Raw genomic sequence first — 14,950 nt, 5'->3', positions numbered from 1 at the left:
CGACGTGATCGCCGCCGCGCTGAAGCCGTCCTACGACGTCGAAGCCCTCAAGACCCGGGTCAAGACGCTGGCCGACAAGCACCCGCTGTACCCCGGCCTGAACAAGTAGTTCCCTGGTGGGGGCACCCGATGACGTGTGCCCCCACCCTTTCGCAAGGAGTTCCCGTGGCCATCTCGGTCTTCGACCTGTTCTCGATCGGCATCGGCCCGTCGAGCTCGCACACGGTCGGCCCGATGCGTGCGGCCCGTATGTTCGCCCGCCGTCTGCGCAACGAGGGCCTGCTGCCCGACGTCGCCTCGGTCCGCTCGGAGCTCTACGGCTCCCTGGGCGCGACCGGTCATGGCCACGGCACCCCCAAGGCGGTGCTGCTGGGACTCGAAGGAGCGTCTCCGCGCACGGTCGACGTGGAGGGGGCGGACGAGCGGGTGTCGGCGATCAAGGACACAGGGGTCCTGAAGCTGCTCGGTGAGCGCGAGATCCCGTTCTCCTTCGACGACGACCTCGTCCTGCACCGCCGTAAGGCACTCCCGTACCACGCGAACGGCATGACGCTGTGGGCGTACGACGCGGCGGGCACCGAGCTGCTGTCCAAGACGTACTACTCGGTCGGCGGCGGTTTCGTCGTCGACGAGACCGTGCTTGATGAAGGCGTGGCGGGCGAGGACCGGATCAAGCTGGACGACACCGTCCTGAAGTACTCCTTCCGCACCGGCGACGAGTTGCTGCGCGTGACCCGGGAGACGGGTCTGTCGATCTCCGCGTTGATGCTGGAGAACGAGCGTGCCTGGCGCACCGAGGAGGAGATCCGCGCGGGGCTGCTGGAGATCTGGCGGGTGATGCAGGCCTGCGTCTCGCGGGGCATGTCGCGGGAGGGCATCCTGCCGGGCGGGCTGCGGGTCAAGCGCCGCGCCGCCGCCACGGCACGCCAACTGCGGGCGGAGGGCGATCCGTTGGCGCACGCGATGGAGTGGATCACGCTCTACGCGATGGCGGTGAACGAGGAGAACGCGGCGGGCGGCCGGGTCGTCACGGCCCCGACGAACGGCGCCGCCGGCATCATCCCGGCCGTCCTCCACTACTACATCAACTTCGTGCCGGGCGCCGACGAGGACGGGGTCGTGCGGTTCCTGCTGGCCGCGGGCGCGATCGGCATGCTCTTCAAGGAGAACGCCTCCATCTCCGGCGCCGAGGTCGGCTGCCAGGGCGAGGTCGGCTCCGCCTGCTCGATGGCCGCGGGCGCGCTCGCGGAGGTCCTCGGCGGCTCCCCGGAACAGGTCGAGAACGCCGCCGAGATCGGCATGGAACACAACCTCGGCCTGACCTGCGACCCCGTCGGCGGCCTCGTCCAGATCCCCTGCATCGAACGCAACGGCATGGCCGCGGTCAAGGCGGTCACGGCGGCCCGGATGGCGATGCGTGGGGACGGCTCGCACAAGGTGTCCCTGGACAAGGTCATCAAGACCATGAAGGAGACCGGGGCGGACATGTCGGTGAAGTACAAGGAGACCGCGCGGGGCGGGCTTGCCGTGAACATCATCGAGTGCTGACGGCGGTTTCCGCCGAGCACAGTGGGGCATACGACAACTCCCGTCACCTCACTCACACTTGAGAGAGCCCCATGCTCCGCGGCATAGACGTCAGCGCGTACCAGTCCTCCTCGTACGACACGGACGGCCTCTCCTTCGTCTTCATCAAGGCGACGGAGGGCCGTACCTACACGAACCCCAGACTCGCGGCCCAGACGAAGCGGGCCCGCGACGCCGGTCTGGTCGTCGGCTTCTACCATTTCCTGTGGCCGGGCAACCTCACGGCCCAGGCGGAGTACTTCGTGAGCAAGGCTCCGGAGCGGGTCGGCGACATCCTCGCCGTGGACTGGGAGACGACCGGCGACGGGACGCATGCGAGCAACGCGGAGAAGGACCGGTTCATACGCAAGCTGAAGGAGCTGCGGCCGAACAACAGGGTCGTTCTCTACGCGAACCGGAACTACTGGCTCAACATCGACTCGACCTCGTACGCCGGCGACGGTCTCTGGATCGCCGATTACGTCACCGCCGGCAAGCCCCGCATCAAGGCGAAGTGGCTCTTCCACCAGTACACCGACGATCCGGTGGACAAGAATGTCGCGGACTTCGCGAGCAAGGCCGCTCTGCGGGCGTGGGCGGAGAAGGCCTGACCCCATTTATGCTGCTCGGCATGGGTGGGACAGTCGCTGCCGTCAGCAGCAATGGGACGTATTCGTTCACCAAGCCGAACCGGGACGGCATCACGCTGCTCGCCGGGCTCGGGGTCGAGGGGGACGTGCATGCCGGAGAGACCGTGAAGCATCGGTTCCGGATGGAGAAGGATGCTTCACGGCCGAATCTGCGGCAGGTGCACCTCATACACGAGGAGTTGTTCGAGGAGGTGCGTCAGGCCGGGTTCGAGGTGGGTGCCGGGGAGCTCGGGGAGAACGTCACCACCCGGGGGATCGATCTGCTGGGGCTGCCCGTTGGGGCTCGGCTGCATCTCGGTGCGCAGGCCGTCGTCGAGGTGACCGGGCTGCGGAATCCCTGTGCGCAGATCGACAACTTCCAGAAGGGGCTCATGAAGCAGGTCGTCGGGCGGGACGAGAGCGGCGCGGTGCGGTTCAAGTCCGGGATCATGAGCGTCGTTCTCGAAGGCGGCGTCGTGCGGCCCGGGGACGCCATCAAGGTGGAGCTTCCCGATGGGCCGCACGTGCCGCTGGAGATCGTCTGACGGCGGGCGGGAGCCGCGCGACCAGCCGCGACGGCGCCGCCGACGACCGACTTCACCTCGCGGCCGATCCAGCGGAGCGCTCAGGCGCTGAACTCCGGCGTGCGCTCCGGGCTCGCCTCCGCCAGCGCCTTCGTGACCGCCTCGACGCCCTCCCGCAGTCCATATACCGGCGTGTCCGGCTGCTGGCGCCAGGAGTCGTCGAGGCCGCCCGCGTCGACGGTGTCGAAGCCGAGTTCGTCGATGAGGGCGCGGACCTTCGACTTGGCCGCCGCGTCGTCGCCCGCGACCGGGAGTGCCTGGCGGTCGGGGGTGCCGGCCGGGCGGTGGCGGTCCAGGATGTCCTGGGCGTAGGTGCCGTTGAAGGCCTTGATCACGGGATGGCCGAGGTGCTGTTCCGTCCAGCGGCTCTCGGTGAGGCCCTCGTCCTCGATCGCGGCGATCCGGCCGTCGCGCTGCTGGGGGTAGTAGTTGCCGGTGTCGATGACCGCGACCCCGTCCGCCGCCTCGGCGAAGAGGCCCGAGGGCAGGTCGGGGATCGCCTTCAGCGGGATCGTGACGACGACCATCTCCGCGCCGCGCGCCGCCTCCTGAACCGGGACGGGCGTCGCGCCCGTCTCCTTCGCCAGCTCGGTGAGCGTGTGGGGGCCGCGGGAGTTCGCGACGGACACCTCGTGACCGAGGGCGGTGAGCCTTCGGGTCAGGTTGCCGCCGATCTGTCCCGCGCCGATGATGCCGATCTTCATGACAGCCCTCTCAAGTTCGATGCATGTGCATGCGTCTGAGCAGGGCAACCCGGGAGGGCCGGAGGCTATTCCGGGCGGCGTCAGATCCGTACGACGATTTTCCCCGTGTGCCGGTTCGACTCCATCAACCGGTGGGCGTCCTGGATACGGTCCAGCCCGTCGAAGACCTCGGCCACCACCGGCCGGAATCCCCCGTCCGCCAGCCCCGCGTTCAGGAACGCCGTGGAGCGGCGGCGGCCACCCGGTGTCGCGGTGAGGGTCATGTTGGCGTACGTGTGGATCGTGAACGGCCAGCTCCAGGGGATCTCGGCGGGACGGAGGTCCAGCCAGCCGTAGACCAGGACCGTGCCGCCCTCCGCGAGCGCTTCGGCGAGCGGGCGGAAACCGGGACCGCCGATCGCGTCGAAGATCACCTCGGCGCCCCGGCCGCCGGTGAGCCGCTTGACCTCCTTCGCGACCGTCTCGGCGTCGCCCCCGGAGACGATCACTTCCGCCGCCCCCGCGTCCAGCAGCCCTTGCCGCTTCGCCTCCGTACGAGTCGTGGCCAGCGGAATCGCGCCGACGCGCCGCGCGACCTGGATCGCCGCGGTGCCGACCCCGCTGGAGGCGCCTGTGATCAGGACGTGGTCGCCGGGCCGCAGACCGGCCGTCTCCAGGAGGCCGCCGTACGCCGTCGTGTACGTCAGCCAGGACGCCGCCCCCGTGACGGCGTCCACGGAGGCGTGGCGGGGCAGCACCGCGCTCTCGGGGAGCACGACCCGCTCCGCGTACACACCCTGTGCGCTCATCTCGATGCCGGGTCCGGTCATCACCGGGTCGCCGACGGCGAGTCCGCTGACGCCCTCGCCGATCGCCTCGACGACGCCGGAGGCCTCGTAGCCGAGGCGGGAGGCGGGGAGAGCGGGCTGGTAGTAGTAGGCGCCCGAGCGGAAGAGGGCCTCGGCGCGGTTGAGGCCCAACGCCTCGACGCGCACGGCGACTTGACCGGGGCCCGGCGCGGGCACGGTCAGGTTCTCGATCCTGAGAACCTCGGGTCCGCCGATTTCATGAAAGAGCACGGTACGTGCGGTAGTTGACATGACGTCCACGCTAGGAGCCCGTGGCGAGACGATCCATGTCCGCCGGTCTCCCTTTCCTGTCCGTACGTCTTCCTCCCTCAACTCCCCGCTACCGTTGCGGACATGGACGTACTCAGCGACGCGATCGCCGCGATGCGCGCCGGCCGGCCGCACTCGGGGCGCCGGGACAAGTACGCGCCCTGGGGGATGCGGATCGAGGACTCGGAGGGCGCCGGGTTCCATGTGGTGCTGCGGGGCTCGGCCTGGCTGATCCCCACGGCGGGCGAGCCGGTGGCGCTCGGCCCGGGGGACGTGGTGTTCCTGGCGCACGGGCGGGGGTACGCGCTGGCGAGCGGCCTGGACGTGGAGCCGGAGGCCGTCCGGCTGAACCCGGACGGCAGTGTCCCCGAACCCCTCTTCCCCGCAAGGGAATCCACGACGGTCCCCGACACCGTCATGCTGTGCGGCGCCTACTGGCTGGACCGCAGCCGGGCCCACCCCCTGCTGTCCGAGCTGCCCGAGGTGGTGCATCTGCCCGCCGGCGTCGGCACCCACCGGTCACTGCGGACGGCGGTGGAGCTGCTGGGCGCGGAACTGGTGGAGCCGCAGCCGGGGTCGGACACCGTCGTCTCCTCGCTCCTGGACACCCTGCTGCTCTACATCCTGCGTGCCTGGTGGCAGGGCGAGGCGCACACCGACCGGCACCCCACCGGCTGGGCCGCCGCGCTCGCCGACCCCGCGGTGGCGGCGGCGCTCCAGGCCATCCACGCCGCCCCGGACCGCCCCTGGACGGTGGAGGAACTCGGCGCCCACGGCGGTCTGTCCCGCGCGGCCTTCTCCCGACGGTTCACCGCGCTCGTGGGGCGCCCGCCGCTGACGTATCTGACGTGGTGGCGCATGACGACGGCCGGCCGGCTGCTCCGCGAGGACGAGCTGCCGCTGCGACTGGTCGCCCAACGCGCCGGCTACACCTCGGAGTTCGCCTTCGCCAAGGCCTTCAAGAGGGAGTACGGGGTGGCGCCGGGGCAGTACCGGAGGAAGGCGTCCTAGGGCCCTTCTGACGGAACAGCGCGGACCGAGGAGCGGCGTCTGGTGCGTGCGATCGTCGTGCGGGGTGGAGGGTCATGTGGCGGAGCCACCTGGCCCTTCCTGGCGAGCGGCCACGCTCGCGGCGACCGTGGCGCAGTTACGGCCTTTCGCCTGCCGCAACGACGAAGTGGCCGCCCTCTACGCGTACGCCTTCATGGCTCACGCCGGCGAGCCGCTCGCCGTGGACGCCTCGCACCTCGTCGGGATGCTGAGGCGGGTCTCGGCCGCCGAGATCGGCATCGACATGCTGGCGACCTTCCTCCGCAACGCGCGCACGGCATGACGAAGGGGGGCGCCCGAAAGCCGAAGCCGGGCGCCCCCCTTCCGGGCGCGTCACTTGCTCAGGTATGCCCAGAACTCGTCGAAGGACAGCACCTTGTCGCCGTTCAGGTCACGTGCCTTGATGATCACCTCGGCGACCGAGTCGGTGACGTTCCAGTCGCCGGCCTGGGCGAGGGCGGTCTTGAACTCGGCTGCGGTGATGAAGCCGTCACCGTCCGTGTCGATCCGTTCGAAATGCTTGCGTGCCTCGTCGATGTCCGCCACCGAGCCGCCCCTTTTTCGTCGTTCCTTGCCGTCTTGCTGACGGAGGCCAGATTATCCGGCGCTGCGAGCGCGCAGAGCGGCGACCACCCACGCGAACTCCTCCTCGTACGACGGCTGGGGTTCGAGGCCGTTCGCGACGGCCGACAGCTCGCGGTACCGGGCGAGCCGCAGGTTCGTTCCCGCCTCGAGACGCTTGAGCACCTCGGCCCGGTCGGCGTCCCCGAGGAGACCGGCCAACAGCTCGTCCGCCTCCGGCGCCTCGGGGGCGGTCCCGCGCCGCCGCGCCTCCCCTGCCAGCTGGACGAGCCGGCTCATGAACCACAGGGACGTCCCGGCGGGGACATCGGGCCCCCGGTCCGCCGCGTTGAACTCGACCGCCCTGCGCATCAGCGCCCGGAACTCCGGGTCCTGGATGAGTTCGGCCAGCTCCACCCACGCGTCCACCTGCTCGGGGCTGGGATCGTCCGGCAGGTTGGCGCTGCCTGCGAACCGCAGCCGGGTGCGGATGTCGGGATCCGCCGTGTCGAGCCCCTCGAAGATCTCCGCCATGAAGTCCTCGACGATCCTGCGCCGCTCTGCGGCGGACAGCCGCGCCAGCTTGTTCATCAGTGTCATCTCCTCCGCGGTCGACCCGCGTCGCGCAACGGTCGACAGCACCGCACGGGTCACCCTGAGCGAGCGGATCCGCGCGTCCAGCGCCACCACGTGCGCCGCCGCGACCTCCGCCACCGTCCGTCCCCCGTCCAGTACCGTGCGCACGTCCACCAGGCCGAGGCCCAGTTCGCGCAGCGTGCGGATCAGTTCGAGGCGGGCGACGGACTCCGCGTCGTAGAGGCGGTAGCCGCCGTCCGAGCGGGTCACCGGCGTGAGCACGCCCTCGTCGGACCAGTAGCGGATGGTCCGGACGGTCAGGCCGGTGGCCCTCGCCAGCTCGCCGATGGTGAAAAGCCCGGTGCCGTCGTCGATCATGTCTGCGAGTCTGGGCCTTCCAGTGGGTGGAGACTCAAGGAGCGGGTGCGGTGGAGACTCTTCGGGACATTCTCGACGCGGCCGCCCTCGGTGTCTTCCCGCCGCCGGACGGCGGTACGACCGTCGTGCCGCAGGCCTGTGCCCGGGACGCGGGCGTGCTCGCCTTCACCGCGCACTCCGTCGTCTTCACGGACGAGGACCCGCGGTGGGTGTACGACACGCTGGCGGCCCTGGAGTGCGATCCGCTGGCCGCGACCATGAACCCGGTTTTCCTGGCGGCCTTCATGGCGCGGACGGGGCGTACGGCCGAGACCATCGACGCGATGTTCGTCGCCTCGCCGCTGCCCGGGGAACCTCCGCTCGCGCTGGTCGAGATCACGGACGCCGATCATCCGCGTATCGCGTACGCCCGCGGGCGCCGCGAGGACGTACGGGCCTGGACGACCGACGGCGGGGTGCTGGTGGCGGGGCGCGGGATCGGTGGCCGGCTGGAGGTCTCGCTGGAGGTGGACGAGGACGTACGGCACCGGGGGCTGGGGCGTCTGCTCCTGACCGCGGCCCGGCACCTCGTCGAGGAGCCGCTGTGGGCCCAGGTCGCCCCGGGGAACGCCCGCAGCACACGGGCGTTCCAGGCGGCGGGTTACCGTCCCGTCGGCGCGGAGGCGCTGCTGCTCAGTGCCAGGCCTCGAAGTGCGGGTTGCTCTGACAGCCGCTCATGATCTCGGTCTTGGTCGTCTTGTTCACCGGGCAGACCCCGACGATGTACTTCCGCGCGATCCCGCCGGGGAAGGCGACCTCGACCTGGTCGGCCCACTTGTGGGTGTCGCCGATGGTCTTGTTCACGTCCACGCCGCCGGGGGCGTCGATGTAGTAGTTGTAGCCCGACTTCCACCACGTCTTGTACAGGTCGTGGTCGTACGTCGTGGAGACGTACGGGGAGGGCTGGTTGACCAGGACGTACTTCTCGATGTCGTACTGGCCGTCGATGACGTCCTTGGGCTTGAAACCCTCCGCGAAGACGATCTCGGGGCCGCGGCCGTCGCTGCGGTAGAGCGTGCCGCAGGTCTTGCGCCAGACCGGGTCCGGGGTGATGCGGTCGACGTCGACGCGTTCGTCGACGGCCGCCTTGATCGGGTCGTCGAACTGGACGGGGCAGTCGCGGGGGGCGGGGGCCTTCGCGGGAACGGCGGCCGCCGTGGTCGCGAAGACGGCGGCGAGGGACAGGACGGCGGCAGCGGCCCGCCGCCGCAGCTGAGTTGTGATCATGGGGAGCACAATTCCGGTTCTGCGACGGCGGGCTGTGGATCATCACTCGTTCGGCGGCGTGTCAACTGAACCCGTGTCAGCGGAAGATGCCGGTGTGGCCGAGCGAGTACCGCCCCGGCTGTGGGTACACCGCGAGCCCGTGCGGGCCGCTGCCCACCGGGATCCGGGCCAGCTGCTTGCCGGTGCGGGTGTCGATGGCGTAGACCTCGGCGTCGTAACGTCCCGACAGCCACAGCACCTTGCCGTCCGCCGAGACGCCGCCCATGTCGGGGCTGCCGCCGTCGGGCAGGTGCCACTTCCTGGTCACCTTGTTCTGGGCGAAGTCCCAGACGGAGATGGATCCCTCGCCCCGGTTGGAGACGTACATCTCGCGCGAGTCGCGGCTGACGTAGAGGCCGTGGGTGCCCTTGCCGGTGGGCAGGAGCCGCGGCTTGTCGAATGTGTCGCCGTCGAGGACCCACATGCCGTCGGCCATCATGTCGGCGACGTAGAACCGCTTGCCGTCGGGCGAGATCTTCACGTCCTGCGGCATCGCCCCGTCGAAGGGGAGCTTCTGCTGCCCGACGACCTTCATCTTCTCGGTGTCCACCTTGAGCAGTTCGCCGCTGAACTCGCAGGAGACGATGAAGTACCTGCCGTCGAGGGAGAAGTCGGCGTGGTTGACGCCGTAGCAGGTGACCGGGACGGTCTTCTTCCGGTCCATGGTGTGCGGGTCGCGGAAGACGAGTTCGCGGTCGAGGGAGGCCATCACGACGGCGTACTTGCCGTTGGGTGTGAAGTAGAGGTTGTAGGGGTCGTGCACGTCTACCGGCTTGCCCGCCTCCCCCGTCTTCGGGTCGATGGGGGTGAGCGTGTGGCCGCGGTTGTTGTTGACCCAGAGGGTCTTCATGTCCCAGGAGGGGACGACGTGTTGGGGCTGTCGGCCGACGCGGATGGTCTCGGTGATCCGGTACGTCTTCGGGTCGATGACGGAGACGGTGTCGGACTCGGTGTTGGGGACGTAGACCCGGGACGGGAAGTCCTTGACCACCGGCGAGAGCCTGTTCGGGCGGTCGGCGGCGTAGACGTCCTGCGGGTCGAGGACGGGCGGCATGCCGGGCAGTCCCTGGACGGGCTTCTTCTTCGGCGGGGCGGGGACGGCGGCCTTGGTGGTGCGGTGGGCTTCCGAGGGGGCGTTCTTGTCGCGGGTCTCGGTGCCACAGGCGGCGAGGGCGGCGAGTACGGCGCCCGCGACAAGAGTGTGCTTGACGAGGTGGGTGCGGTGCATCAGCTGAACAGCTCCGTGGTGGTCACGGCGGCCAGGCCGCGGCGGTCGAGTTCTTCCAGTACTGCGGGGAGGGCGGCGACCGTGTCGACGTACCCGAAGTGCAGGCTCACCACGGACCCGTTGCGGATCTCGCCGAGGACCTTGCGGGTGACGGCGGGGGCGCCGGGCGAGGTGAAGTCGAGGGCGTCGACGTCGTACGACAGGACGTGCGGATAGCCGGCGGCACGGGCCAGCCGCTCGACGAGCGGTGAGGCGCGCGCGGCGCGCGAGGGCCGGAACCAGCTGCCGATCGAGCCGGTGAGCCGTCTCAGCCGCTCGGCACAGCCGTCGATCTCGGCCCGGGCCTCGGCCTCGGACATGTCGTTGACGCCGAGGTGGTGGAGGGTGTGGTTGCCGAGGTCGTGGCCGCCGTCGAGGATGCGGCGGGCGATCTCGGGATGCTCGTCGAGCCAGGTGCCGACGGCGAGGACGGTGATGCGGGCCCCTGCCCCTTCCGCCTCACGGAGCAGGGCGCGGGCGGTGGCGGGATCGCCGTTGCCGTGGAAGGTGAGGGCCACGCGGGGGTGGGTGCGGGGGCCGTGGGTGAGTTGGGCGGGGAGGCCGGGGAGACGGCGGGGGGCGGGTGGTGGCTTGGCCGGTGCGCGGGAGGGGACGGGGTGGGCGACAGCACCGCTGGTGGCACACCCGGTGGCGAGGACGAGCCCGGCGCTGGCACGCAGCACGGTCCGACGATCGGTCGTGGTCACCCGGACCATTTAAGGGGGTTGCATGGGTATATCGGTCGATTCACCCACCTAGGGGCGCGGGGCTGTGCCGATTTGCGGCTCCGCCGCGTGGGCGCGACAAGCCACGACGCACCCGCAGCCGAACAACTACCGGTCAGCCACCCGCATCTCGAACCACGTCGTCTTCCCGCGAGGCAGCAGATCAACGCCCCACCGATCGGACAGCTTGTCCACGAGGAAAAGCCCCCGCCCGCTGAGGTCCATCTCCTGCACCGGCATCAGACAGGGCAACCCACGGGAGGGATCACGCACCTCGACCCGGATCCACCCACGACGACGACGCATCCGGAGCCCGAAAACCCGGGCCCCCGTATGACGCACCGCATTGCCCACCAGCTCGGAGACGAGTAAAACGGCGTCCTCGGTCATCTTCGGGGTGAGCCCCCACTGGCGCAGGACCACGACTTGGGTCAACCGGCGGGCCGCGGCGGCGGACTCGGGACGCGAGGGGAGCGGAACCTCCGCCTCCGTCGGGTTGCCGAACAACTCCAGCGCCTTGAGCGCGTGTTCATCCTCGACCGTGGGCGACCAGCGCGCCGCGGTCGCACGGCCGTGTCCCCGCGGCTGTTCGATACCCTCCAGCCCCGCCATGCCTCCATCATGGCCGCACCGGGCGCCTCCCGGGGCCGTCTCTCCGGAATACGCCCCCTGGAATCCACCATTCCGCTGGTTCCGATCGGCATATGCCAAAGGCATTTCAGTGCTTGACGTAACCCCTTTGACCTGCGACGGAGGCTCGGCTGGTGGCAATCGACGGATCCCTCGACAAGGCAGAGTTAAGGTTGCCTTAAGGCTCCCATAAACCGCCCCATCGAGGGACCCGGATCAGACGTTCCGTCAACAGCAAGTGGTTCAGGCGAGTTTCCTCACGAGATTCCTCACAGGAACTTTGCCTTGCCAGGGCCTTCCTCGACGAAGCTGCGCATACCGGTCTCGCGATCGGCGGTGGCGAACAGGCCCGCGAACCAGTTCCGTTCGACGGCCAGTCCGGTGTCGATGTCGGTCTCCAGTCCGGTGTCGATGGACTCCTTCGCGGCGCGCAGCGCGATCGCCGGACCCTGCGCGAGCTTCGCCGCCCAGGCGTGCGCCTCGGTGTACACGTCGGCGGCCGGGACGACCCGGTCCACCAGGCCCAGCCTCTCGGCCTCGTCGGCCTTGACCATCCGGCCGGTGAAGATGAGGTCCTTCGCCTTGGAGGGGCCGATGAGCCGGGCGAGGCGCTGGGTGCCGCCGGCGCCCGGGATCAGACCGAGCAGGATCTCGGGCTGGCCCAGCTTGGCGTTGTCGGCGGCGATACGGAAGTCCGCGCACAGCGCCAGTTCACAGCCGCCGCCCAGGGCGTAGCCGGTGACGGCCGCGACGACCGGCTTGGGGATGCGGGCCACCGCCGTGAACGAGTCCTGGAGTGCGCGGGCGCGCAGGATCATCGCCGCGTGGTCCATGGCCTGCATCTCCTTGATGTCCGCGCCCGCCGCGAACACCTTCTCCCCGCCGTAGATCACCACGGCCCGCACGTCCTCGCGGCGCGTGGCCTCCTCGGCGAGCTCCTTGAGCCGGTCCTGGACGGCGATGTCCAGCGCGTTCATGGGCGGGCGGTCGAGACGGATCGTGCCGACACCGTCGGCCACTTCGAGAGTCACGGTCATGAGGGAAGGTTAACGGCCACTAACGACAGCGGCCCCGGTGCGATGTCTCACACCGGGGCCCCTCATCGCCGTACGCGTTACGCCTTCCACTTCTCCCAGGAGAGGTTCCAGCCGTTGAGGCCGTTGGCCGGGTCGACCACCGGGTCGGTGGAGTTCTTCACCGTCACCACGTCACCGGCCATCGAGTTGTCGAAGAACCACGCGGCCGGCACCGAGCTGTCGTAGCCGCCGCGGACATCGCGCAGACCGATGCAGCCGTGGCTGGCGTTGTAGTTGCCGAAGGCGCCGCCGCCCCAGTAGTTGCCGTGCACGAAGGTGCCGGAGTCGGTCAGCCGCATGGCGTGCGGGACGTCCTTGATGTCGTACTCGCCGTCGTAGCCGACGGTGTCGCCGTTCATCCGGGTCACCGTGAACTTCTCACTGATGACCATCTGGCCGTTCCAGGTGGCATAGCCGGGCTTGCCGGTCGTGACCGGGACGGTCTTGAAGAGCTTGCCGTCCCGCATGACCTTCATCGTGTGCTTCTTGGCGTCCACGACGGAGACCTGGTTGCGGCCGACGGTGAAGGACACGGTCTTGGACTGCTTGCCGTAGACGCCGTTGCGGCCCTCGACGCCGTCCAGGTTCAGCTCGACGGTGACCTTGGTGCCGGCCTTCCAGTATTCCTCGGGACGGAAGTCCAGTCGGTCGTTGCCGAACCAGTGGCCCGCGACCTCGACGGCCGGTTCGGTCTTGATGGTGATGGCCTTCTCGACGTCCTCGGGCTTGGTGATGCCCCGGGTGAAGCGGATGGAGAAGGGCATTCCGACGCCGACCTTGGAGCCGTCCTCGGGCGTGAAGGTGCCGATGAAGGTGTTCTGCGGCGTCAGGGTGGTGAAGCTGGAGTCCTCGGCGGCCTCACGGCCCTCGGAGTCCTTCGCGACCGCGTGCACCGTGTACTTGGTGGCGGCGGCCAGATGGCTCGACGGCGTCCAGGCGGCGCCGTCTGCGGATATCGCGCCGTCGATCTTCTCGCCCTTGGAGTCCTTGACCTCGACCGTGGTCAGCTTGCCCTTGTCGGCGCCGACCTTCAGAGCCCCGCTGGTCTCCACGGACTTGGCACCGTCCTTGGGGGCGATGGAGACGACGGCCACCGACTGCTTGCTCTGCGCGCCGTCCGCGTCCTTTCCCTTACCGGCACCCGTCTCGGAGTCCGAGCCCCCGCCGCCTCCTCCGCACGCGGTGACGGCGGTCAGCACGACCCCCAGCAGAAGTGCCGCCGCCCGCTTACGGCCACGCCCCCGCGCGTCAACCGACGCCCCCGATATCGGTCGCACGTTCAAGATCTTTTCTCCCCTCGCCGGGCCCGGTCCCAGGCCCGCAACCCCTGCGCGTCCCGCGCGTCCGGTGATATTAACCGCAAGATCAGGCCCGTCGGCGAGGTGCGATTGTCACCGTTCGGTCCCAACTGCGCCCGCTTCACCGGGGCCCGACCCCGCCCCCCACCTGGCTACTTCACCGCGCTGCCCGCCTTCCACTCCTTCCAGCCCATATTCCACCCTCCGAGGCCGTTGTCAGGAGCGACCTTTTTGTCATTGCTGTGGACGACCTCCACGACGTCCCCGATGAGGCTGCGGTCGAAGAACCAGCCCGCCGGGGTGTCCGAACCGCCCCCCTTCACATCCCTCAGGCCCACACAACCGTGGCTGACATTGACCTTGCCGGGGGCGTCCGGCGCCCAGTAGTTGCCGTGCAGAAAGGTTCCGGAGTCGGTCAGGCGCATGGCGTGCGGGACGTCCGGGATGTCGTACTCGCCGCCGAAGCCGACCGTGCGGCTGTTCATGCGGGTGACCTCGAGCATCTCGGAGACGACCATCCTGCCGTTGTACGTGGTCGTCCTGGGGGCGCCCGCCGTGATCGGCACCGTCGCGAGCAGCTCGCCCTCGCGCCGCACCTGCATGGTGTGCTTCGCCGCGTCGACCAGGGAGACCTGGCTGCGGCCGACGGTGAAGGAGAACGTCTTGTACTGCAACCCGTAGACACCGGGCGCCCCTTCGACGTCCCGCAGCCGCAGCGCGACGGTGACCTGGGTGCCGGGCTTCCAGTAGCGCTCGGGACGGAAGTCGAGGCGGCCCTTGCCGAACCAGTGCGGGCGGATCTCGACGGGCGGCTTGGACGTGACGTGGACGGCGCGTTCGACGGCGGTCCGGTGCTCGATCTCGCGGTTGAACTCCAGGGAGACGATCATTCCGGTGCCGACCGTGGAGCGGTTCTCCGGGCTGACGTATCCGATGAAGCGCTCGTCGGGGACGTACGTGGTGAAGGTGGTGTGCCGGGCGGAGCGGCGCCCGTGGCCGTCCAGGGCCACCACGTCGACGGTGTACTTGGCGGCGAGCGCGAGCCGCCCCTCGTCGGGTTCCCAGCGCAGGCCGTCGTCGGAGATGTGCCCGGACACCGGGGTGTCCTGCGCGTCCTGCGACTTGACGACCTTGACCGACTCCAGCCGCCCGCTGGGTACGCGGACGCGGAATCTGCTGTCCTGTCGGACGCCTTTGCTGTTGTCGTCGGGCAGGACGCGGATGACGTCCTCGGGTGCGGGGGGCTTGCCCAGCCCGCCGAAATCGATCCCTCCCGTGGATCCGGAAGTGCAGCCGGCCAGCAGTCCGGCCCATGTCAGTACGGCGGCCAGTGCGGCCCCTGCGCGCCGAGCGCGCCCTTGTACGTGCCTCACATCGCACCCAACGACGCGGCCCGCCCTGGGGAAACGTGAGTGCGACGCGCTCCGCTGGACACGCCGTGATGAACCGCGGGCCGGTGGGGGCTGGTCGCGGCCACGCGGCGGAGCCGCATATCGATACAGTC

17 protein-coding genes are annotated in these 14,950 nt (G+C 69.7%); 6 read left to right on the top strand and 11 right to left on the bottom strand.

Annotation, left to right across the window (positions count from 1 at the left end; translation table 11 throughout):
* Nucleotides 1–165 precede the first annotated feature (165 nt).
* The 3 genes from TN53_RS33780 to TN53_RS33770 all read left to right on the top strand — a co-directional run bounded on the left by TN53_RS33780 (nucleotide 166) and on the right by TN53_RS33770 (nucleotide 2,740).
* Nucleotides 166–1,548, top strand: coding sequence for an L-serine ammonia-lyase (locus TN53_RS33780; RefSeq protein ID WP_046262589.1), 1,383 nt, complete (start codon nucleotides 166–168; stop codon nucleotides 1,546–1,548).
* A 71-nt stretch (nucleotides 1,549–1,619) separates the two neighbouring features.
* Complete coding sequence (locus TN53_RS33775; protein ID WP_046262588.1) at nucleotides 1,620–2,177, top strand: glycoside hydrolase family 25 protein; 558 nt, start codon at nucleotides 1,620–1,622, stop codon at nucleotides 2,175–2,177.
* 20 nt (nucleotides 2,178–2,197) lie between these two features.
* Nucleotides 2,198–2,740 carry an MOSC domain-containing protein gene (locus TN53_RS33770; protein ID WP_046262593.1) on the top strand — a complete coding sequence of 181 codons (543 nt, stop codon included), beginning with the start codon at nucleotides 2,198–2,200 and terminating at the stop codon, nucleotides 2,738–2,740.
* 80 nt (nucleotides 2,741–2,820) lie between these two features.
* On the opposite strand, the gene TN53_RS33765 is transcribed toward TN53_RS33770, so the two are convergent.
* Together TN53_RS33765 and TN53_RS33760 are read right to left on the bottom strand one after the other, a co-directional pair.
* Nucleotides 2,821–3,504, bottom strand: a complete 684-nt coding sequence (locus TN53_RS33765) for an NADPH-dependent F420 reductase (RefSeq protein ID WP_420719152.1) — start codon at nucleotides 3,502–3,504, stop codon at nucleotides 2,821–2,823.
* Nucleotides 3,505–3,563: 59 nt separating this feature from the next.
* Nucleotides 3,564–4,562: a zinc-dependent alcohol dehydrogenase family protein gene (locus TN53_RS33760; RefSeq protein ID WP_046262592.1), complete on the bottom strand. Its 999-nt coding sequence runs from the start codon at nucleotides 4,560–4,562 to the stop codon at nucleotides 3,564–3,566.
* A gap of 102 nt (nucleotides 4,563–4,664) precedes the next feature.
* On the opposite strand from TN53_RS33760, the gene TN53_RS33755 reads away from it, so the two are divergent.
* Both TN53_RS33755 and TN53_RS47530 read left to right on the top strand, forming a co-directional pair.
* Nucleotides 4,665–5,591, top strand: coding sequence for an AraC family transcriptional regulator (locus tag TN53_RS33755; RefSeq protein WP_046262586.1), 927 nt, complete (start codon nucleotides 4,665–4,667; stop codon nucleotides 5,589–5,591).
* 76 nt (nucleotides 5,592–5,667) lie between these two features.
* Nucleotides 5,668–5,913, top strand: a complete 246-nt coding sequence (locus TN53_RS47530) for a hypothetical protein (protein WP_159038229.1) — start codon at nucleotides 5,668–5,670, stop codon at nucleotides 5,911–5,913.
* 50 nt (nucleotides 5,914–5,963) lie between these two features.
* Here the strand turns inward: TN53_RS47530 and TN53_RS33750 are convergent, their stop codons facing one another.
* Nucleotides 5,964–6,176: an EF-hand domain-containing protein gene (locus tag TN53_RS33750; protein WP_046262585.1), complete on the bottom strand. Its 213-nt coding sequence runs from the start codon at nucleotides 6,174–6,176 to the stop codon at nucleotides 5,964–5,966.
* Nucleotides 6,177–6,227: 51 nt separating this feature from the next.
* Nucleotides 6,228–7,145 carry a MerR family transcriptional regulator gene (locus TN53_RS33745; protein ID WP_046262584.1) on the bottom strand — a complete coding sequence of 306 codons (918 nt, stop codon included), beginning with the start codon at nucleotides 7,143–7,145 and terminating at the stop codon, nucleotides 6,228–6,230.
* A 50-nt stretch (nucleotides 7,146–7,195) separates the two neighbouring features.
* On the opposite strand from TN53_RS33745, the gene TN53_RS33740 reads away from it, so the two are divergent.
* Nucleotides 7,196–7,864 carry a GNAT family N-acetyltransferase gene (locus TN53_RS33740; RefSeq protein WP_046262583.1) on the top strand — a complete coding sequence of 223 codons (669 nt, stop codon included), beginning with the start codon at nucleotides 7,196–7,198 and terminating at the stop codon, nucleotides 7,862–7,864.
* Here TN53_RS33740 and TN53_RS33735 read toward each other — a convergent pair.
* From TN53_RS33735 to TN53_RS33705, 7 genes are all read right to left on the bottom strand, one after another.
* Entirely contained in the window at nucleotides 7,818–8,411 is a 594-nt protein-coding gene (locus TN53_RS33735) for an ADP-ribosyltransferase (protein ID WP_046262582.1), read from the bottom strand. The two genes, TN53_RS33740 and TN53_RS33735, sit on opposite strands and share 47 nt — an antisense overlap.
* 76 nt (nucleotides 8,412–8,487) lie before the next feature.
* Nucleotides 8,488–9,678, bottom strand: coding sequence for a YncE family protein (locus TN53_RS33730; RefSeq protein WP_046262581.1), 1,191 nt, complete (start codon nucleotides 9,676–9,678; stop codon nucleotides 8,488–8,490).
* Complete coding sequence (locus TN53_RS33725) at nucleotides 9,678–10,433, bottom strand: polysaccharide deacetylase family protein (protein ID WP_046262580.1); 756 nt, start codon at nucleotides 10,431–10,433, stop codon at nucleotides 9,678–9,680. The genes TN53_RS33730 and TN53_RS33725 overlap by 1 nt, the downstream gene beginning before the upstream one ends.
* 117 nt (nucleotides 10,434–10,550) lie before the next feature.
* Complete coding sequence (locus tag TN53_RS33720) at nucleotides 10,551–11,054, bottom strand: ATP-binding protein (protein WP_046262579.1); 504 nt, start codon at nucleotides 11,052–11,054, stop codon at nucleotides 10,551–10,553.
* A gap of 287 nt (nucleotides 11,055–11,341) precedes the next feature.
* Entirely contained in the window at nucleotides 11,342–12,109 is a 768-nt protein-coding gene (locus tag TN53_RS33715) for an enoyl-CoA hydratase/isomerase family protein (protein ID WP_046262578.1), read from the bottom strand.
* A gap of 77 nt (nucleotides 12,110–12,186) precedes the next feature.
* Complete coding sequence (locus TN53_RS33710) at nucleotides 12,187–13,431, bottom strand: L,D-transpeptidase (protein ID WP_095046877.1); 1,245 nt, start codon at nucleotides 13,429–13,431, stop codon at nucleotides 12,187–12,189.
* 167 nt (nucleotides 13,432–13,598) lie between these two features.
* Entirely contained in the window at nucleotides 13,599–14,819 is a 1,221-nt protein-coding gene (locus tag TN53_RS33705; RefSeq protein WP_046262577.1) for a L,D-transpeptidase, read from the bottom strand.
* Nucleotides 14,820–14,950: the final 131 nt, after the last annotated feature.

This window comes from Streptomyces sp. WM6386, assembly GCF_000972385.1.
In the GTDB taxonomy this organism is placed as follows: Bacteria; Actinomycetota; Actinomycetes; order Streptomycetales; family Streptomycetaceae; genus Streptomyces.
The sequence above is the reverse complement of the archived record's forward strand: the minus strand, read 5'-3'. Positions and strand labels throughout refer to the sequence as shown.